A 19,470-nucleotide genomic window follows, 5' to 3' on the forward strand; every position below is an offset into this window, starting at 1 on the left:
CGCTCACAGGCCGATCCATGTTTTCAGCCGCCGCCATCCGCCGGGATCGTCGCGCACCAGGCGGATGCCGAGATTGGCCGGCGGAATGCCGACCGAGCAGGCGCCGGCCTTGGGGTCGCGGAAGAACCCGGTCATATAGGCCCGATGGCTCCCTTGCGCGATGCGGATGCCGCAGTTCTCCACCACGCTCTCGGCACCAGTCACTGGATCGAAGCGATGGCGCAGGTAGCAGCTATCGGTCCACTCCCAGACATTGCCGGCAATATCCAGCAGTCCATGCTCGTTGCTGCCGAAATGGCCGACCGGACGCGGCGTCGGGTCGACATCCGTGCCCCTTGCGCTCTCCGCCTCGTACATGGCGATCCAGCGCCGCGACGGATCGTCGGCATCGGCGATATCGGTCAGCGCATCGTCGCGATAGCGGCTGCCGGCGGCGAGCGACCATTCCCGGTCGCTCGGCAGGCGCCAGGCCTGACCGGTCGCCTTGCGCAGCCAGGCCGCATAGGCGGCGGCGTCGTGCCAGTTGACGCCGGTGACCGGCAGGTCCGGGTCCTGCGCCTTGTCGAGCGCAAGGCAGGCGCCGGCCGCGACACAGCGCCCGTATTCGCCGGCGGTCACCTGGCGGCGCATGATCTCGAAGGGCTGCGTGAGCGCAATTTCCTCCAGCGGACCGTTGGTCGCCGAACGGCCGACGAGATATTCGCCGGGCTGCCGATAGAGGATTCGGCTCTCCTCGATCCGCACCGTCTCCGGCGGGCCGACGTCGGCGATGTCGGCGACGCCGGCGGCACCGGCGGCCAGCGGCAGCGACAGGGCCGCGACCAGCGGCAGGAGGGTCCGTTTCGCACGCATGATGGGTACTCCCGGGAAAGACGGGGGGCCCGCGAAAGCGGGCCACCCGTGCCTGACTGGCCGGTTACTGCACCGGGATCGGAGCCGGGGCGCTGACCTGCATCATCAGGTCGTTGTTCCACTGCCCGTCGACCTTCACATGGCCGGTGGCGCCGAGTTCGGCCGCCTCGATCAGGTTGTGGTTGACATAGGCGTAGATGCCGGGCTGCAGGAACTCGTAGAGAGCCACCGCCGCGCTGCCGCCGCGCACGAACCAGGTCTCCAGGTCGCGCTCGGGCGCATTGGCGAACTTGCCGGTCTCCCAGACCAGATCGCCATGCCCGCCGATCAGATGCGGACGGGTGTCGCGATTGGCGCTGCTGTGGATGAACAGCACCTTTTCGCCGACCTTCGCCGTCATCGCGTTCTCGCCGGTCAGCGCGTTCTTCGAGCCGTTGAAGACCACATGCGTCGGGATCAGGCCGCGCATCACCTCCAGCGTGTCGGCATAGGACTCGCCGAGGCTGTCATAGGTCTTGTAGTTGCCGTCCTCGTCCTTGGGGATATAGAGGTCGAACTCGCCGATCGTATAGGCCGTGTCATAGCTGACCGGCTCGCCGCGATCGTCCTTGAGGCCTTCGCGCGGCAACACCAGCAAAGTGCCGCTCATGCCGGCCACCACATGCCAGGGAACCATTCCCGGAGGCGCGCAGTGATAGACGAAGGCCCCGCTCCGCGTCGCCTTGAAGCGCAGCGTCGCCTGCTCGCCCGGATTGATCAGCGTGAGGGCGGCACCACCGAGCGCGCCGGTGGCGGCGTGGAAGTCGATATTGTGGGGCATCTCGTTGGTCTCGGGATTGACCAGCGTCAGCTCCACGTAATCGCCCTCATGGACAACCATGGTCGGCCCGGGCATCGTGCCGTTGAACGTCATGGCGTGGAACTTCGTTCCCTGATCGTCCACGACGATCGTCTTCTCCTCGATGGTCATGGTAAACTCGACCACCTTCGGAGCACCGGTGGCGACACGGTCGTGCTCCATCACCGCAGGCGGCGGCACCAGGGTCGCATGCACACGCTCCAGCGTCACGGTCTGATCCGGCAGGTCCAGCGCATCAAGGGTAGGATTTGCCGATTCATCTGCGATTGCCGGGACGACCGCCATCAGAGTGGCCATAGCGGTCCCGATCAGTGCGGTGCGTCTCGTGATCATGACAATGTTCCTTTCCTGTCGTCCGTCATTCTCGACAAGAAGAGGAAACACCCGTACGGAGATTTTCTTTTTGCTAAAAGGCAAACAAGCCCGGCACTGAAGTCCGGGCAAACTGCGACAAAATGGCATCTGAGGAGGGAACCACGGAATGCCACCCGCTCAACTTGACCGATCCCTGATCCGGGATCTCACGATCTTTCAGTCGATGTCGGACGAGGACCTCGACGCGGTGCTGGCCATGGCCGTCACCCGGCGCTTTGCCATTGGTGCGGCGGTCTTCACGCAAGGCGAACCGGCGACCGAATTCTTCGCGCTTCTGCATGGCCGGCTGAAGGTGGTGCAGACCACGCAGGATGGTCAGCAGGTCGTCGTGCGCCATGTCAATCCCGGCGACATCTTCGGCATCGCCAGAGCGATGCGCCGCACCGACTATCCGGCGACCGCCTCCGCCGTGGTCGACAGCCTCGCCCTCGTCTGGCCGTCGAGCCAGTGGGACGCCTTCATCGCGCGCAGCCCAGTGCTGGCGATGAACGCGCTGCAGACGGTGGGACAACGCCTGCAGGACGCCCACACGCGGATCAGGGAACTGTCGACCGAGGAGGTGGAACGGCGGGTGGCGCATGCGCTGCTTCGCCTGGTCAACCAGGCCGGACGCAAGACCGAGGAAGGCATTCTGATCGACTTCCCGGTAACCCGGCAGGACATCGCCGAGATGACCGGCACGACGCTTCACACGGTCAGCCGGGTGATGACGTCCTGGGAGGCGCAGGGGCTTGTCTCCAGCGCCCGCAAGAAGGTGGTCGTCTGCAACGCCCACAAGCTGTTCATGCTTGCGGAGCGCTCCGACGATTGATCCGCTCGGCCGTGGGGGCACGCATCTCGCGCGGCAGCGGCCGGTTGCCGAAATCGACCAGCGAGCGGTGCAGCGGCCGGCCCTGGTCGTCGGCGATCACCGTCAGCCGGGCATTGCCGAGAAACACCTCGAGCCGCCAGGTGCCGGCATCCTCGCCGACGCCCCGGTAGAGCCGGCCGGTCACATGGCCGGCGCGCAGCTTCTCGCGAAAATCGTCCGCCGACAGGCCGAATCCCTCGGCCAGCACGCCGGCATCGACGGTGAAATCGGCGGGCGCCTCAGCTTCCATTGTTTCAGCTCCCGCCGGCGATGGCTGCGTCGAGCTCGCCGAGGAAGCGGTCGAGGGGAATGCCGTGCTCGCGGCAGGCCTCCTCGACATCGTGGATGCGCGCGACCGGGCAGCCGATGCACATCATCTTGTGGCGGATGAACACGGAGATCGTCGCCCGGTAGTCGTTCATCAATTCGCCGACGAGCGTTTCCGGCCCGATCCTTCTTGCCGTTCCGCTTCTGAAATCCTGATGGCTGGACATGGGAGGACTCCCCTTGCAACGTCAGGCTTACACTAACCCCGGCCGCCTGCATCCGTCTTTGCGCGGGAGCAACGAAGGTGGCGGATTGTCCGGCTAGTCCTGCAGAGACCCCGATCTTGCAAGGACGCCGGCCATGGCCTCGCAGACCCGCTCCCTCTCCGCCAGTCCCGCTTCTGCCTCCCGCACCCTGCCGCCCCGCCATGGCACAGCCGCAACCGCCTCTTCGCGGCAAGGCACCGACGGCTGGTGGCTCGCCGTCGCCTTCCGCCCGCTGTTCTTCGTCGCCGCGCTGCAGGCCGTCGCGGCCGTGCCCGCGTGGCTCTGGATCTACACCGCGGGCATTGCGGAGGTGGCTGGCCTGCCGGCGCTGACCTGGCACGCGCATGAGATGGTGTTCGGCTTCCTGCCGCCGATCATGGCCGGCTACCTGTTATCGGCAACGCCCAACTGGTCCGGCCGGTTGCCGACCGCCGGCACGCCGCTGGCGCTGCTGGTCGGCCTGTGGCTCGCCGGCCGCCTGGTGCCGTTCGTTGCCCCGCTGCCGCTGGCGCTTGCGGTCGATGCCGCCTTCCCGCTGGCGGTTTCGGCGCTGCTGCTCCGGGAGATGCGGCTCGGGCGCAGCGGCCAGTCGCGCCATGGTCTGATGCTGTTCCCGGTGCTCGCCGCCGCCGCCCTCGCCCACCGGCTGTTCGGCGACGATCCGGCGACAGCCGCGACGATGGCTCGCACGGGCATCGCCGTCGCCGCGCTGCTGATCGCCGCCGTCGGCGGGCGTCTGGTTCCGAGCCTGACCCGTAACGCCCTGGCCGGGCGCGGCGCCGAACGGGTGCCCGCTCCTTACGGTCGATTCGATATTTTCGTGCTTCTCGCCACCAGCGCAGCGCTGCCCGCCTGGGTGCTGGCGCCGGATGCCACCGTCACCGGCGCGCTGCTGACCGGCGCCGGGCTGCTGAACCTTGCAAGGCTGCTGCGCTGGCGCGGCTGGTTGCTGCGTCGCGGCGATATCCTGGCCCTGCATGCCGGCTATGGCTGGCTGGTAACCGGACTGCTGCTTGCCGCCCTTGCCGCGCTGCCCGGTCTCGCCCTGCCGGCGGATGCCGCCTTGCACGCGCTCACCGCCGGGGCGATCGGCAGCATGACGCTTGCGGTGATGAGCCGCCTGGCGACGACGCGGGGACCGGGCGGATATGCCGGACGGTGGCTGTGCGGGGCGGCGCTGCTTACCGTGAATCTCGGCGCCGTCCTTCGCATCACGGCTCCGATCGCGCCAGAGCACTACCTGCCGCTGGTTGCCGCCGGCGGCCTGTGCTGGAGCCTTGCCTATCTTCTCTTCGCCGTCGCCCAGACCCGTCCGCTTCGGGCGGCTGCAATAAATTGAGCACACGCAACATTCAAATATACGTAACAATAAATATACATAGAGCAAAACAGGGATTTGCCTACGATAAAATACATATAAACGTCAATTATACTGACGTAAAATTGGGGAAAACGCGGGAGTTTCAAGAATCTTGTTTCAAAAACTGGAAATTTTACGCATTGACTCACTGGAATTGCGTCGAAAAATGGTTTTTATTCGTATGGAGACGGAGACAGAGGCGGGCACAGGATGACTGAATCCGGACAAAGCGATGCCGATGGCACCGACCGTCGCCGCTGGCGTATGGAGCTGCTGGCCTTTCTGGTCCTCGCCTTCGGCGTCTGGCCCTTCGTGGCGGTCGCCGTGGTCGGCACCTACGGGTTTGCCGTGTGGATGCTGCAGTTGATCTTCGGACCGCCGGGCCCGCCCGCGGCACTGCTTTGAGGTGCCGGCATGACCCTGCCTTTCGACGGGACACGCCGCCGCTTCCTCACCGGCCGTCCGCCTCGCCCTGACGCAACACAAATGCCGCTCCCGCCCTGGCTGGCCGCGAGTGCGCTCGACCTGTGCACCGGCTGCGGCGCCTGCGCGGCGGCCTGCCCCACCGGCATCGTCAAGATGACCGGCGAACGCCCGGCCCTGTCCTTCGCCGCCGGAGAATGCACCTTCTGCGGCGCCTGCGCCGAGGCATGTCCGGAAGGCCTGTTCGATCGCGAGCGGGAGGCCCTGCCCTACCGGCCGCACATCGCCGCTCACTGTCTGCCGCACGCCGGCATCGACTGTCAGGCCTGCCGCGATGCCTGCCCGCAGGAGGCGATCCGCTTTCCGCCCCGTCGCGGCGGCCCGTTCCTGCCCCAGGTGACCGCCTCGCTCTGTAGCGGCTGCGGTGCCTGCGTCGCGCCCTGCCCCGTCTCGGCCATCGAACTGCGCCCCGTGCCGGAGGCCTTCGATGCGTGAGGCCGCCGCTCCCCTTGTCATTTCCAGCGCCGTCGTCTCGGTCCTGCCGGACCGGCTCGACAGCGTTGCCGCAACTCTCGCCGGCCTTGCCGACGTCGAGGTGCACGCGGCCGAGGGCAGCAAGATCGTCATCGTCCTGGAAGCGCCGCGCGGCGCCGCCGGCAACCGGCTCGTTGAGATCTCCCTGCTCGACGGCGTGGTGTCCGCCAACATGGTTTTCGAACATAGCGAGGAGGTCTGACGATGGAGCTTGAACTCTCCAGACGCGACATGATCAAGGCGCAGGCCGCGGCGGTGGCCGCTGCCGCCGCCGGCATCGCCCTGCCCGCCGCCGCCCAGCCCATTCCCGGCGGCATCGGCACGCTGGACATCAAGTGGTCGAAGGCGCCCTGCCGCTTCTGCGGTACCGGCTGCGGCGTCATGGTCGGCGTCAAGGACGGTCAGGTCGTCGCCACCCACGGCGACATGCAGGCGGAGGTCAATCGCGGCCTCAACTGTATCAAGGGCTATTTCCTGTCCAAGATCATGTATGGCGAGGACCGGCTGACCACGCCCCTGATGCGCAAGCGCGGCGGCAGCTACCACAAGGACGGCGAGTTCGAGCCGGTCTCCTGGGACGAAGCGCTCGACCTGATGGCGGAAAAGGCCAAGGAGACGCTGGCGGCCAAGGGCCCGACCGCGCTCGGCATGTTCGGCTCGGGCCAATGGACGATTTTCGAGGGCTACGCCGCCACCAAGCTGATGCGGGCGGGTTTCCGCTCCAACAATCTCGACCCCAACGCCCGCCACTGCATGGCCTCCGCCGCCACCGCCTTCATGCGGACCTTCGGCATGGACGAGCCGATGGGCTGCTACGAGGACTTCGAGCATGCCGACGCCTTCGTGCTGTGGGGCTCGAACATGGCGGAGATGCACCCGATCCTGTGGACGAGGCTGGCCGACCGGCGTCTTGGTCATGAGCATGTGCGGGTGGCGGTGCTCTCGACCTTCACCCATCGCAGCATGGACCTTGCCGACATCCCGATGATCTTCAAGCCGGGGACGGATCTGGCGATCCTTAACTACATCGCCAACCACATCATCGAGACAGGCCGCGTCAACGAGGACTTCGTGCGCGACCACGCGGTGTTCATGACCGGCCAGACCGATATCGGCTATGGCCTGCGCCCCGACAACGAGCTGGAGCTGAGGGCCGTCGGCGCCGGCGATCCGGGCAAGATGGAGCCGGCCGACTTCGAGGCCTTCCGCAAGATGGTGTCCGACTACACGCTGGAGAAAGTCTCGGCGCTGTCGGGCGTCGAGCCGGATTTCCTGCGCGAACTCGCCGAACTCTATGCCGACCCGGACCGCAAGGTCATGTCGCTGTGGACCATGGGCTTCAACCAGCATGTGCGCGGCGTCTGGGCCAACCACATGGTCTACAACCTCCACCTCTTGACCGGGAAGATCTCCGAGCCGGGCAACAGCCCCTTCTCGCTGACCGGCCAGCCCTCGGCCTGCGGCACGGCGCGCGAGGTCGGCACCTTCGCCCATCGCCTGCCGGCCGACATGGTGGTAACCAACCCCGAACACCGCAAGCACACCGAGGAAATCTGGAAGCTGCCGCACGGACTGCTGCCCGACAAGCCGGGCTATCATGCGGTCGAGCAGGACCGGATGCTGCGCGACGGCAAGCTCAACTGGTACTGGGTCCAGGTGAACAACAACCTGCAGGCCGCGCCCAACACCAGCCAAGAGACCTATCCCGGTTACCGCAACCCGGAAAATTTCATCGTCGTCTCAGACGCTTATCCGACGGTCACGGCACTGGCCGCCGACGTCATCCTGCCCGCTGCCATGTGGGTGGAAAAGGAAGGCGCCTACGGCAATGCCGAGCGGCGCACCCATGTCTGGCACCAGTTGGTCGATGCCAAGGGCGAGGCCCGCTCCGACCTGTGGCAGATGATAGAGTTCTCCAAACGCTTCACCACGGACGAGGTGTGGCCCCAGGAGATCCTCGACGCCAATCCCGACTATCGCGGCAAGACGCTCTACGAGGTGCTGTTCGCGAATGGGACCGTCGACCGCTTCCCGCTCGCGCAGATCGACGCGGACTACGAGAACCAGGAGGCCAAGCACTTCGGCTTCTATGTTCAAAAGGGCCTGTTCGAGGAATATGCGGAGTTCGGCCGCGACCATGGCCACGACCTTGCGCCCTATGACCGCTACCACCAGGTGCGCGGATTGCGCTGGCCGGTGGTCGATGGCGAGGAAACCCGCTGGCGCTACCGCGAGGGTTACGATCCTTACGTGAAGCCGGGCGAAGGCGTGCGCTTCTACGGCCGCAAGGACGGGCGCGCGGTGATCCTCGCCGTGCCCTACGAGCCACCCGCCGAGGTGCCCGACGACGACTACGACCTGTGGCTGGTGACCGGCCGGGTGCTCGAGCACTGGCATTCGGGCTCGATGACGATGCGCGTGCCCGAGCTCTACAAGGCCTTCCCCGGCGCCCGCCTCTTCATGCATCCCGACGACGCCCGCGCCCGCGGCCTCAACCAGGGCAGCGAGGTCGTGGTGACCTCGCGGCGCGGTGAAATCCGCACGCGCATCGAGACGCGCGGGCGCAACCGTATGCCGCGCGGCGTCGTCTTCGTGCCGTGGTTCGACGCAAGCCAGTTGATCAACAAGGTCACGCTCGACGCCACCGATCCCATCTCCAAGCAGACGGATTTCAAGAAATGCGCAGTCAAGGTCTCCACCGCGTAGCCGCGCACGCGCTGCTTGCCGGCCTTCTCGTGTTCGCCGTCGGCCTGGCGCTGCCGGCGTTCTCCCAGGACGCGCCGCGCCTGCGCGGAACGCCCCAGCCGATGGAAAATGCTGCGGCTCCTCCGGTGGCGAAATGGATCGTCGACGACGTACGGCGGATGCGCGCCTATCCCGAGCAGCCGCCGGTGATCCCGCATTCGATCGAAGGCTACCAGCTTTCGGTCAACACCAACCGCTGCCTGTCCTGCCACAAGCGGGAATACACGGAAGGGTCCGGCGCGCCGATGATCAGTGTCACCCATTACATGGACCGCGAGGGCCAGATGCTGGCGGACGTGTCGCCGCGCCGCTACTTCTGCACCATGTGCCACGTGCCCCAGTCGGATGCCCCACCGCTTGTCACCAACCTGTTCCGCGACATGAGCGAGCTCGGCGCCCGGCCGGCCGGGAGCCGCTGAGCCATGTGGGGTCGTCTGAAGTCCCTCGCCCGGCAGGCCTGGACCATCTTCGCAAGGCCGAGCGTGCATTTCGGCCTCGGCTTCCTGACCCTCGGCGGCTTCGTCGGCGGCGTGATCTTCTGGGGTGCGTTCAACACCGCGCTGGAAGTCACCAACACCGAGGCCTTCTGCATCAGTTGCCACGAGATGAAGGACAACGTCTACGAGGAGATGACGCAGACCATCCACTTCTCCAACCGCTCGGGCGTGCGGGCGTCCTGCCCCGACTGCCACGTTCCGCACAACTGGACCGACAAGATCGCCCGCAAGATGCAGGCCTCCAAGGAGGTCTGGGGCCACCTGTTCGGCACCATCAACACGCGCCGCAAGTTCCTCGACCTGCGCCTGGAACTCGCCAAGCACGAATGGGCGCGGCTGAAGGCCAATGACAGCCTCGAATGCCGCAACTGCCATTCCTCCATCGCCATGGATTTCACCCGCCAGACAGATCGTGCCGCGGCAATCCACCAACGCTTCCTCGTCAGCGGCGAAGCGACCTGCATCGACTGCCACAAGGGAATCGCCCACCAGCTTCCAAACATGGAAGATGTGGAGCCGGGCTGGCGCGTCCCGCCGGAGTTCAGGCAACTGGAGGGCAAGGAGGAGGCGGCCCTGCGACAATTGACCGGGTATCTGTCCGATATTCCGCCCTCAAAATGACTTTCCCGGCCGACCTTTGGCATGACCCGTCCCACCCGGCGGTTTTCGTGATAGGCTCTCGTTCCGTCGGTCCAGGACGGCAAAAAAGCGCCGGGCCGCACCGGGGAGCGAGACATGCACGGAATGGAAAGGGCCACAGGCCGGATCGCAGCGCGCGTGGCAAAGGGACTTGCGGGCCTTGCCCTCATGTCGATCCTCATCGCCACGCCGCCAGCCGCCGCCGATCACCTGCTCCCGGGCGACCGGGTCGGCTCCAACATCAACGAGATTGCCGACACGCTCGCCAAGCACGGCTACGTCACGCTGCGCTACATGAACAAGGAAGGCCGGATCGAGATCGTCGCCCGCAAGGGCAACGACACGGTGTTCCTGCTGATCGACGCGGCGACCGGATTGCTCGAAACCGCCGTCCATCAGGATGGCGAACCGCGGCTGGAGCGCCCTGTCGTCCCTGCGCCGCAGGGCGATGAGGAAAGCCGGAGGCCGGCCGCCGATCACGACGCCGACGACACGATTTCCGCCCTGCCCAGTCCCGACCGGACGATCTCCCCAGCCTGATCGCACGCGTTCTGGCTATCGCCCCCGAACGGCCGCAGCATCGTGGTCCGGCGTGCCCTGTTCAGCCGGGTCGGCGCCGTTTCAGCGCCCCTTCAAAGATATTGCTCGATCAGATCCGCGACCTGGCGATCGCGCGCGCCTTCGCTCTCGCCGCCGAACACCACGGCGATGACACTGCGCCCGCCACGATGGGCGGAGGCGGCAAGGTTGTAGCCGGAATCGCGGATATAGCCGGTCTTGATGCCGTCGACGCCGGCAACGCGGCCAAGCAGGTTGTTGGTCGCCCGGTGGGTGGTGCCCTCATAGGTGAAGCTGCGCGCCGTAAAGGCGCTGGCACGCCCGGCATGCCGGCTTTTCAGCGCGCGCGACAGGGTCGCCATGTCGCGCGCAGTGGTGACCTGACGCGGATCCGGCAGCCCCGAGGCGTTGACGAAACGGGTATTGCCCATGCCGAGGCTGCGCGCCTTGGCCGTCATCTGCGCGGCAAAGGCGTCCTCGGAGCCGGCAAGCGTCTCCGCGACCGCCACCGCGACGTCGTTGGCCGACTTCACGGCCAGCGCCTGGATCGCCTGGGAGACGGTCAGCCGCCCCCCCACCTTCAATCCGATGCGCGCCGGCGGCTGGCTTGCCGCCTTCGCGGAGATCGACAGCGGCGTATCGAGGCCGACCCGGCCCTCGGACAGCGCATCGAACAGCAGATAGAGCGTCATCATCTTGGTGAGCGAGGCCGGGTAGCGCAGCGAATCGGCATCCGCCTCGTGCAGCACCGTCCCGGTCGCCGCATCGACGACGATGGCAGCCGGGGCACGTCGAAGCGCACTGCCCTGTGGCGCCAGTGACAGTTCCGTGCCGATCGAGGGCGCGGGAAGCACCGGCAGCGCCGCGACCTGCACGGCTCCCACCGGCTGGCGCGAGGCATGCTGCGAGGTGCTGGCTGCGGTCTGGCAGCCGCCGAGCGCGAGAGACACGGCAAGGACAAGCGCCGCGCGGCGCCAGCGGCGCGAGGTGGCGTCCCTCGCGGTGGTCAGAGCGTTCACCATTCCGGCTCCGGATGAAGGAGGCTGATCGGCGCGCACCTTATCGGATCGCGGCGCCGGGAAAAAGTCCCGCCTCGGCCGACATGACGGAAAGGGTCGAGGCGCGCGGCCTCAGGCGACCAGGGCCTTGCCCATGCCTTCCGGCAGAGCGGTGCCGCGCCCGCCGGACAGCGCCTGCGCCAGTTCGATGAACAGCTTGGCCGGCAAGGGCGGGGCGAAAATGTAGCCCTGCGCGGCGGAGACGCCGAGTTCGCGCAGGCGCTCGATCTGTTCCATCGTCTCGACGCCCTCGGCGATGATGCCCATGCCGAGATTGTCGGCGAGTTCGACCATCGTGTCGACGATGGTGGTGGAGTTGTCGTCCGTCCCCAGGCTGTCGATGAACATCTTGTCAATCTTGATGATGTCGATGCCGAGCTTCTGGAGATAGGCGAAACCGCCATGGCCGGTGCCCACATCGTCGAGCGCCACGCGCACGCCGATCGCCTGCATCTCGGCGATGATCTTGCGGGCGGTGTCCATGTTGGACAACGGCTGGCGCTCGGTCACCTCCATGACGATCTGCTGAAAGGCGATCTTCGAGCCGCCAAAGATCTCTGTGATGTCCTCGATGATCTGCCGATCCTCGAAATGTCCGGCAAACAGGTTGATCGACAGCTTGAATTCCGGATTCTGGTAATAGAGATCGCCGACCTCGACACAGGTCTTGCGCATGATCTGACGGGTCATCTCGAAGATGTGGCCCGACGTCTCGGCGAAGGTCATGAAGGCGCCCGGCGAGATCACCGACCCGTCCGGCCGCTGCCAGCGCATCAGGACCTCGCAGCCGCGCAGACGGCCCGTTTCGATGTCCATCACCGGCTGATAATAGGGGATGAACTCTCCGCGCCGGATCGCCTGGACGAATTCGTCCTCCGCCTCGCTCTCCGGGCGCCAGGAGAACCAGACGCTGACCGCCACGAACAGGATCGCGAAACAGACGCAAGCGATCGCGGCGACCACCTTGAGATCGCGCACCAGATTGTCGGCGGCCGAAGCCGGCGCCGAAACGGTCGCCAGCATCGGATACTTCTCCGAAGCCACCTCGACGACCATCTCCCGCTCGCTCTCGCGGGAATTGATATGGCTGTACTCGCCCGAGCGCAGCCACGTCACCCCGTCGCCCAGCCGCAGTTCCACATGCCGGTGAGCGCGCAGGTATTCCGGCCCCGGGTCGATGGCGATCGCGACAGGCGAGATCTCCGCCAGGAGCCGGTTGCCGGTCCCGATCCGCCAGCTCACCAGGGCAACGCGCGTCCCTTCATAGACACGCTCGCGCATGCCGATCCCGACCAGCGGAGAATCCGCCTGCAGGACGGGCAGCACGGGCTGCCCCCTGCTCGGCTGGTCCGGCACATTGCACATCATCACGCCGCCGGTATTGACGACGCCGAGCATCTGCACGAACGGCGCCTCGATCAGACCGGCATTGAACGCTGCCCGATCATCCGCCGAACAGGTCACGTGGCCCTTCTGGTGCAACCCCTGCAACACCGACACCGCATCGCCGATTGCCTTTTCCGCGCGCAGGACATAGCGCTCGGCAATCGCCTTCATCTCCGCCTGCGCCTGTGTTACGGCGTAGGTGTTGAGCACGTAATTGGCCGCGATCAGGGGAGCGATCGCCAGAATGAGGGCGATCACTAAAGTCTTGAGAAAGCGGGTATAACGGTGCGGCACGCAGCGATCCGGCATTTGATGGAATGTCAGTATCCGCAGCTTTCGTAAATGACCCCTGAAGGCGCGGCCGCAGGAGAGAAAAAAAGCCGCCGCGCCCTGACAACAAGAGCAACCCCGACAACGAGGAGCGCGTCAAAGCATGCAGGCCCTGTTCATTGGCCAAGCCTATATCGACATCACCTTCCTCACCGATACGCTGCCGACGGGCGACGAGAAGGCGATCGCGCGTGATTATGCGGTGAGCTTCGGCGGCAATGCGGTGACCGCCGGCTTTGCCTGCGCAAGGCTCGGCATCGCACCGGACATCCTGTGCTCGCAGGCCGATGACTGGCTGGCCCGAATGTTCCTCGACATGGCCGCCAAATACGGCATCTCGATCCATGGACGGAAGGTGCGGGAATCCTCCCTCTCCTTCATCATGCCCAAGGACGGCAAGCGCGCCATCGTCCGCTGCCGCGACAACGATTTCCTTCACCCCTTTCCGGTGCTCAATCTTGCCGGCTGCCGGGCGCTGCATCTCGACGGCCACATGCCCGATGCCGCCCTGCACTATGCCAAGGCCGCCCGGGCCGCAGGCATCCTGACCTCGCTCGATGGCGGTGCCGTGCGCGAGAATACGGACGAATTGCTGCGCTATATCGATGCCGCTGTGGTCTCCGCCCGTTTCTGCGAGCAACTCGGTCTCGGCGTCGAGGAAACGCTGGACTACCTGCGCGAACGCGGTTGCCCGGTCGGCGGCGTCACGCTCGGAGAGGATGGCATCTTCTGGTATGAGGGCGGCGGTCCGACGCAGCGCATGGCCGCGCTTAACGTGCCCAGGGAGCGCATCGTCGACACGAACGGCGCCGGCGACGTCTTTCACGGCGCTTATATCTATTCCTGGCTGCGCAATGAAGATGCCGGCTTCGAGCAGCATTTCCGCTTCGCCCGCGCCGCCTCCGCCCACGCGATCCAGCACCTGGGCAACGAGGACAGCCTGCCGTCGCTCGCCGATGTCGAGCAGGCGATGGCGGAATGGCCGGAAAAACCTCTGGCCGCGGTCATCTAGCTGAAAAACAAACAGGCGACAAATCGCTCTGAACAATCTGAGCGCGCAGCTTGTCCTTGCGCTCCATTTGACGCATCGTAGCGGTCCGCAGGCAGGGAGCGGACACTCAAACACCACTCGGAGACGTCTGAATGACCTATCTTCCCCTTCGCCGCGTGCGCGCCCTTGCGATTGCCTGCCCGCTCCTCCTCGCGCCGCCGGCCCTTGCCTTCGATGCCTCCGGCAACGAAGTGGCGGACACGTTCTTCCAGATCATCGAAGCCGGCAAGGCGGCCGTGACCGGCTATGACAGGGTCGAGGAATCCGGCGGCAAGGTGACCATCACCGGGCTGCGCGCCGCGCTCGACGATGGCGGCAAGACCACCAGGCTGACGATCGCCGAAACCTCGTTTCAGGACGCCGAAGTCGACGCCGACGGCGGCCTGACCGCCGGAGCCATGGCGATGAGCGGCGTCACCATCGAGGACCAGCAGGACGGCAATGACGTCCGCGTCACCGCCGCGCTGATCGCCATCGACGATCCGGTCCTGCCCTCGGCCGCCACGATCAAGGCCAAGGCCGACAGCGACGCGATGGCGCCCGGCTATTCGCGTGCCGAAATCACCGGCATCCTCATCGACACCGCGAAGGATGGGAAAATCCCGATCGCCAGCGTCGTCGCCGTGGTCGACGAAATGGATGGCGATCTGCCGACCGCCGGCTCGCTGACGGTGAAGGGCATCGAGATCACCGCCGCCAGCCTGGACGAGGACGGCCGCAAGTCTCTGACCGACCTCGGCTATGACAAGCTCGTGCTCGGTCTCGCCCTGGAAGCGGAATGGGACCCGGACGCCGGCGTTCTCGACATTTCCGACCTGACGATTTCCGGTGCCGAAGCGGCCACGCTGAACGCTTCGCTGACGCTCAAGGGCATGACCCGCGAGGTCTTCGCGAAGCTCGAAGCCGCCCAGGGCAACCCGGAAGAGGCCATGGGCATCATGCAGGGCCTCGAGGTGGTCAGCATCGCCCTGCGCCTTGACAATGAGTCGCTGGTCGACCGCCTGCTCGACGCGCAGGCCAAGGAATCCGGCGCCTCGCGCGAGGAATTCGTCGGTCAGTTGAGCGCCGCCCTGCCCATGCTTCTGTCGGTGATCGGCAATCCGGATTTCCAGCAGAAGGTCGCGAGCGCAGCCACCACCTTCCTGAAGGACCCGCAGTCGATCTCCGCGACGGCGGCGCCCGCCGCGCCGGTGCCCTTCGCTCAATTGCTGGGAGCCGCAATGATCGCGCCGCAGACGCTCCCCAACCTTCTCGGCGTGACGATCGCCGCGAACCAGGACTGACGTTCCGGCGGGAGGGGCACCGCCGCGACACAGCAGCAACGATCCCGGCGCGGGCAGACCCGGCGCCGGTTTCGGTTTGAGTGACCGCTCCTCCGAGCGGATCCGCTTTCCCGATCCGATCCGCTTATCGGACAATGGACAACGCCAGATCACGGACAACGGACCATGCCCAAACCAATGCCCAGACACCTGCGCTACACCGCCACGGCCGGCGCCTTTCTCGTAAGCCTCGCGCTTGCCGCTCCCGCCACGGCGAACCCCGCCGTCGATGCCGCCGACGCCTTCCTGAAATGGGCCAAGGACAACGGCGCCAGCATCGCCGAATATGGCAGCGTCACCGAAACCGGCACCAGCGATGCCACCGTGCGCGACGCCCGGTTCGGCTGGGATCTCGCCTTCTCGATCGCCGGCTTCGACATCGACGTCGATATCCGCATCAACAGCCCCGAGACCCGGCTGATCGGCGTCACCAGGACCGATAAGGGCTACCGGCTCGACAAGTACGAGCAACCCGGCCTGCACGAGTTCCGTGTTGCCGGCGGGATGACCCAGGACGGCGTGCGCAGCGCCTTCGACGTCACCGTGAACCAGTACGATCTGGTGGCGGAAAACTACCTCCAGGTCCCGTTCGAGGCTCCGCAAGACGCCGGAAAGCCGGTTTCCCGCTTCCTGCCGGCCATCCTTGCCGGCCTCGACACCAGCGTCGAGCGCATGTTCGTGCGCCGCATGGAAACCCTGTCGAAGATGCCTGACGGCGCCGCCGGCAAGGAAACCTACGAGGGCATGACCATCACCGGTCTCGCCAACGGCCGCATCGAGGAGCAACGGGTCGAGAAGACCGTCTCGGAAACGGAAATAGTGCTGGAGCCGGGCGCCACCGGCGAGCGCACGATGCTCCGCCAGGAGGTTGGGCTACAGGTCGTCACCGGCACCGACATCAAGCCGATCCTGCGGCTGGTCGGCATGTTGCCGGCCGAGCGTCTGACCGGCGACGAGGTCATCGCCGGCGCCAGCGTCGACGGAGTGAGTTTCTCCTTTGACGACAATGTGGTCGGCATCGGCCGCATTGCGATGGCCGGCTTGCGGGTTGCGCCCGACGCCGCCGCCTTCGATCTCGCCACTCTCGGCGACCAGGTGGCGCTCGGCACGCTGCCCGACGACGAGCCCTCCCTTGCCGCGCTCGGTGGACAGGGCCTCGACGCGATCGGGGCAATTTCGCTGGACAGTTTCGATCTCTCCGCGCTCGCCATCACATCGCCCATCGCCAACGGTGCCATTGGCGCGATCCAGGCGCGGGACGCCTCCTATCGCGGCTTTGCGGACTTCACCGTCAGCGAGCTTTCGGTGACGACAGCGGAGAACAACACCTCGGTCGATTCCCGGCTGTTGCGGATGAGCGAGCTGCGCCTGCCGCCGCTGTCGCGCTATGTCGACGTCTTCCTCTCCTCCGCCGACAAGGAGCCCGATCTGGCGCAGATCCTGTCGATCATCCCGACGCTGGGACTTCTGCAGATCGAGGGCCTCAAGGTGGCGTCGAACGAGCTTCCCGCCCCCGTCTCGGTGGAAAGCTATCGCGTTGCCATGAGCGACTTCATCGCTCCGATCCCGACCCGGATCGAGGCTGTGACGAAAAACGCCTCCTTCCCCATATCGCTGATCGATGAGGAGGACGCCCGCGCGCTGTTCGAGGCGCTGGACCTTGACGCGGTCAACTACTCCGACGAGAGCCGGATGGCCTGGAATCCGGACACCCAGACGCTCAGCATCGATCCGCTCTCCTTCACCATCGATGGGGGCGGCTCTCTGGAACTGCGGATGGAGATCGGCGGCATTCCGCGCCTCGCCTTCGAGAACCCCGAGCAGGCGCAGATGGTCCTTGCGACCGCCATGGTCAACAAGGCCCGCCTTGTCGTGCGCGATGCCCGGCTGATCTCGGCCTTCATCGCTCAGCAGGCGGGGCCGGCCGGCCTGTCGCCGGAAACCCTGGCGCTCGGCCTCGCCGATCAGGCCGCCAACGAGATGGGGCCGCTGAAGGACACGCCCTTCGGCCAGAGCCTGCACGCCGCGCTGAAGAGCTTCCTGGTGTCGCCGGACGAACTGGTCATCACGGTCGAGCCTGCCTCGCCGGTGCCGGCCATGCAGATCATGGGCGTGCTGGCAACTGCGCCGGACACCCTGCCACAGCTCCTCAACGCGATGGTGGTGGCCAATTCCGGCCGCTGATCGCCTCGACCAGCAGCGGATCGAAACGGAAAACCCCGCCGCAGAGCCCTGCGGCGGGGGTTTCTTGTGGGTCATTGGCAGCCCGGCGGAGAGAGGTCGTCGGTCCGGTGTGTCACTGCGCCGCGCCGGCAGCGGCGCCAGTGTCGGAAAACTGCAGGTCGCACAACCTCTTGTAGAGCCCTCCGCGCGCAAAGAGCTCACGGTGGGTGCCGCTTTCGATGGCGCGCCCCCGCTCCATGACGATGATCTGGTCCGCCTCGCGCACGGTCGACAGGCGGTGAGCGATGACCAGTGTCGTGCGGCCGCGCATCAGGTTGGCGAGCGCCGCTTGGATCTTTGCCTCGCTCTCGGAATCGAGCGCCGACGTCGCCTCGTCCAGCAGCAGCAGAGGCGCGTCGCGCAGGATGGCACGGGCAATGGCGATGCGCTGGCGCTGGCCGCCGGACAACCTGCCGCCGCCCTCGCCCACCCGCGTGTCATAGCCCTCGTCCAGTTCCAGGATGAAGTCATGCGCATTCGCCTCGCGCGCCGCCTGGATAATCTCCTCCTCCAGCGCGCCGGGCCGGCCAATGGCAATGTTGTCGCGCACCGACATGTCGAACAGGAACGTGTCCTGCGAGACCAGCGCGATGGAGGCGCGCAGATCAGGGATCGCGATCTCGCGGATGTCCTGCCCGCCGATGGTCACGCGGCCCGCAATCGGCTCGTAGAACCGCTCCAGCAGGGAGAAAACGGTGGACTTGCCCGCCCCCGACGGGCCGACCAGCGCGGTCACCTCGCCGGCACGGGCGGTGAAGTCGAGACCCGTCAGCGCCGGCGCCTCGCCATACTGAAAGACCACGGTCTCGAAGCGCACGTCGCCCGGCCGGAACGGCACCCCCGCCGCACGCGGCTCCTCCTCCTCCTCCGCCGAAGCGCGGTCCAACACCTCATACATCAGCCGCACGCCGACCATATGCGCCGAGAGATTGACATGAAGGCGGGCGAGCCGGCGGGCGGGATCATAAGCCAGCAGCAAGGCGGTGATGAAGGCGAAGAAGGCGCCGGGGTCGCTGCCGCGCTCGATGACGGCATAGCCGCCATAGAGGATCACCAGCGCGATGGCGACGCCGCCGAGCGTCTCCATGACCGGCGAGGTGCGGGCCGACAGGCGGGTCATCTTGTCGGCGCGCAAGCGCACGTCCTCGACGGCCGCATCCATGTCGCGGCGCAGCCGCTGCTCCACCGCGAAGGCCTTGACGACGCGGATGCCGGAAATGGTCTCCTGGGCGATCGACAGGATGCGGGTCAGCGAGACGAATTGCGACTTCGCCACCCGGCGTACGCGCCGCACCAGACCGGCGATGATGATGATCGCCGGGGGCATGATCACCAGCGCAATCAGGCTCATCAAGGGATCCTGGGCGATCATCACCGCGACCAGCGCGATGACGGTCAGCAGGTCCCGGCCGAGCGCCGTAACGATGAGATCGAGCGCCACGCGGGCGGCGGTCGCATTATGCGACAGCCGGGTGCCAAGATCGCCGATGCCGGAGCGCTCGAAAAAGGCCACGTCCTGGCGGGTGATCGCCTCGAACAGGCGCGACTGGGTGCGGGCGACGATGGCATTGCCGATCTCGCCGAGAACCACCAACTGGCCGTAGGTCGAAACACCCTTCACCGCGAAGATGAACATCACGAAGCCGGCGATGACCATCACCATGGTGGCATCGCGCTCCAGGAAAACCTCGTTGATGACGTCCTTCATGATCCAGGCGCTCGCCGCCGTACTGGCGGCGACAAGCCCCATGAAGATAAAGGCCAGGATATAGCGCCACACGTAGTCCCGGGCATTTTCCAGGACCAGTCGCCGGACCAGAAAGGGCGTGCCTTCCGGGTCGGCGAACAGGTGGGACCAGAAGCGTTTCAATGCGT

Annotated in this window: 19 protein-coding genes; 12 read left to right on the forward strand and 7 right to left on the reverse strand. The window is 66.2% G+C overall.

The window, feature by feature from the left end; all coding sequences use genetic code 11:
* Window positions 1-3 precede the first annotated feature (3 nt).
* Window positions 4-852 carry an SUMF1/EgtB/PvdO family nonheme iron enzyme gene (locus P2PM1_RS00545; RefSeq protein WP_186397814.1) on the reverse strand — a complete coding sequence of 283 codons (849 nt, stop codon included), beginning with the start codon at window positions 850-852 and terminating at the stop codon, window positions 4-6.
* 64 nt (window positions 853-916) lie between these two features.
* Entirely contained in the window at window positions 917-2,044 is a 1,128-nt protein-coding gene (gene nirK, locus P2PM1_RS00550) for a copper-containing nitrite reductase (protein ID WP_186389421.1), read from the reverse strand.
* Between the two features lie 148 nt (window positions 2,045-2,192).
* Between nirK and P2PM1_RS00555 the strand changes: the two genes are divergently transcribed.
* Window positions 2,193-2,897, forward strand: coding sequence for a Crp/Fnr family transcriptional regulator (locus P2PM1_RS00555; RefSeq protein ID WP_186397815.1), 705 nt, complete (start codon window positions 2,193-2,195; stop codon window positions 2,895-2,897).
* Here the strand turns inward: P2PM1_RS00555 and P2PM1_RS00560 are convergent.
* Entirely contained in the window at window positions 2,869-3,186 is a 318-nt protein-coding gene (locus P2PM1_RS00560) for a DUF6522 family protein (protein WP_186397816.1), read from the reverse strand. The genes P2PM1_RS00555 and P2PM1_RS00560 overlap by 29 nt on opposite strands.
* Before the next feature lie 4 nt (window positions 3,187-3,190).
* On the reverse strand, window positions 3,191-3,430 hold the full coding sequence (locus P2PM1_RS00565; RefSeq protein WP_186389418.1) for a DUF1858 domain-containing protein: 240 nt from the start codon (window positions 3,428-3,430) through the stop codon (window positions 3,191-3,193).
* Window positions 3,431-3,563: 133 nt separating this feature from the next.
* Here P2PM1_RS00565 and P2PM1_RS00570 point away from each other — a divergent pair, with 133 nt between their 5' ends.
* From P2PM1_RS00570 to P2PM1_RS00605, 8 genes are all read left to right on the forward strand, one after another.
* On the forward strand, window positions 3,564-4,808 hold the full coding sequence (locus P2PM1_RS00570; RefSeq protein ID WP_186397817.1) for an NnrS family protein: 1,245 nt from the start codon (window positions 3,564-3,566) through the stop codon (window positions 4,806-4,808).
* Window positions 4,809-5,039: 231 nt separating this feature from the next.
* Window positions 5,040-5,234 (forward strand): periplasmic nitrate reductase, NapE protein, encoded by a 195-nt coding sequence (napE, locus tag P2PM1_RS00575; protein ID WP_186389416.1) that lies wholly within the window; start codon window positions 5,040-5,042, stop codon window positions 5,232-5,234.
* A 9-nt stretch (window positions 5,235-5,243) separates the two neighbouring features.
* The gene (gene napF / locus P2PM1_RS00580) at window positions 5,244-5,747 is read left to right on the forward strand and encodes a ferredoxin-type protein NapF (protein ID WP_186389415.1); all 504 of its coding nucleotides are present in this window, start codon (window positions 5,244-5,246) and stop codon (window positions 5,745-5,747) included.
* A complete protein-coding gene (locus tag P2PM1_RS00585; protein ID WP_186389414.1) occupies window positions 5,740-5,988 on the forward strand; it encodes a chaperone NapD in 249 nt (82 codons plus the stop codon). The genes napF and P2PM1_RS00585 overlap by 8 nt, the downstream gene beginning before the upstream one ends.
* Window positions 5,989-5,990: 2 nt before the next feature.
* Window positions 5,991-8,492, forward strand: a complete 2,502-nt coding sequence (napA, locus tag P2PM1_RS00590; RefSeq protein WP_186397818.1) for a periplasmic nitrate reductase subunit alpha — start codon at window positions 5,991-5,993, stop codon at window positions 8,490-8,492.
* The gene (locus tag P2PM1_RS00595) at window positions 8,465-8,950 is read left to right on the forward strand and encodes a nitrate reductase cytochrome c-type subunit (RefSeq protein WP_186389412.1); all 486 of its coding nucleotides are present in this window, start codon (window positions 8,465-8,467) and stop codon (window positions 8,948-8,950) included. The genes napA and P2PM1_RS00595 overlap by 28 nt, the downstream gene beginning before the upstream one ends.
* 3 nt (window positions 8,951-8,953) lie before the next feature.
* On the forward strand, window positions 8,954-9,649 hold the full coding sequence (locus tag P2PM1_RS00600; protein ID WP_186394251.1) for a NapC/NirT family cytochrome c: 696 nt from the start codon (window positions 8,954-8,956) through the stop codon (window positions 9,647-9,649).
* Between the two features lie 156 nt (window positions 9,650-9,805).
* On the forward strand, window positions 9,806-10,207 hold the full coding sequence (locus P2PM1_RS00605; RefSeq protein WP_186389410.1) for a hypothetical protein: 402 nt from the start codon (window positions 9,806-9,808) through the stop codon (window positions 10,205-10,207).
* Window positions 10,208-10,299: 92 nt separating this feature from the next.
* Here P2PM1_RS00605 and P2PM1_RS00610 read toward each other — a convergent pair whose 3' ends face one another.
* Window positions 10,300-11,247, reverse strand: a complete 948-nt coding sequence (locus tag P2PM1_RS00610; protein ID WP_186389409.1) for a D-alanyl-D-alanine carboxypeptidase family protein — start codon at window positions 11,245-11,247, stop codon at window positions 10,300-10,302.
* Window positions 11,248-11,355: 108 nt separating this feature from the next.
* Window positions 11,356-12,963 (reverse strand): EAL domain-containing protein, encoded by a 1,608-nt coding sequence (locus P2PM1_RS00615; protein WP_208984334.1) that lies wholly within the window; start codon window positions 12,961-12,963, stop codon window positions 11,356-11,358.
* 139 nt (window positions 12,964-13,102) lie between these two features.
* Here P2PM1_RS00615 and P2PM1_RS00620 point away from each other — a divergent pair, with 139 nt between their 5' ends.
* The 3 genes from P2PM1_RS00620 (at window position 13,103) to P2PM1_RS00630 (ending at window position 17,556) form a co-directional block, all read left to right on the forward strand.
* Complete coding sequence (locus P2PM1_RS00620) at window positions 13,103-14,011, forward strand: sugar kinase (RefSeq protein WP_186389407.1); 909 nt, start codon at window positions 13,103-13,105, stop codon at window positions 14,009-14,011.
* A gap of 131 nt (window positions 14,012-14,142) precedes the next feature.
* Complete coding sequence (locus P2PM1_RS00625; protein WP_186397819.1) at window positions 14,143-15,333, forward strand: hypothetical protein; 1,191 nt, start codon at window positions 14,143-14,145, stop codon at window positions 15,331-15,333.
* A 165-nt stretch (window positions 15,334-15,498) separates the two neighbouring features.
* Window positions 15,499-17,556 carry a hypothetical protein gene (locus P2PM1_RS00630; RefSeq protein WP_186397820.1) on the forward strand — a complete coding sequence of 686 codons (2,058 nt, stop codon included), beginning with the start codon at window positions 15,499-15,501 and terminating at the stop codon, window positions 17,554-17,556.
* 112 nt (window positions 17,557-17,668) lie between these two features.
* Here the strand turns inward: P2PM1_RS00630 and P2PM1_RS00635 are convergent, their stop codons facing one another.
* Window positions 17,669-19,465 (reverse strand): ABC transporter ATP-binding protein, encoded by a 1,797-nt coding sequence (locus P2PM1_RS00635; protein WP_186397821.1) that lies wholly within the window; start codon window positions 19,463-19,465, stop codon window positions 17,669-17,671.
* Between the last annotated feature and the right edge of the window lie 5 nt (window positions 19,466-19,470).

Source organism: Stappia sp. P2PMeth1 (assembly GCF_900185735.1).
Classification (GTDB): Bacteria; Pseudomonadota; Alphaproteobacteria; order Rhizobiales; family Stappiaceae; genus Stappia.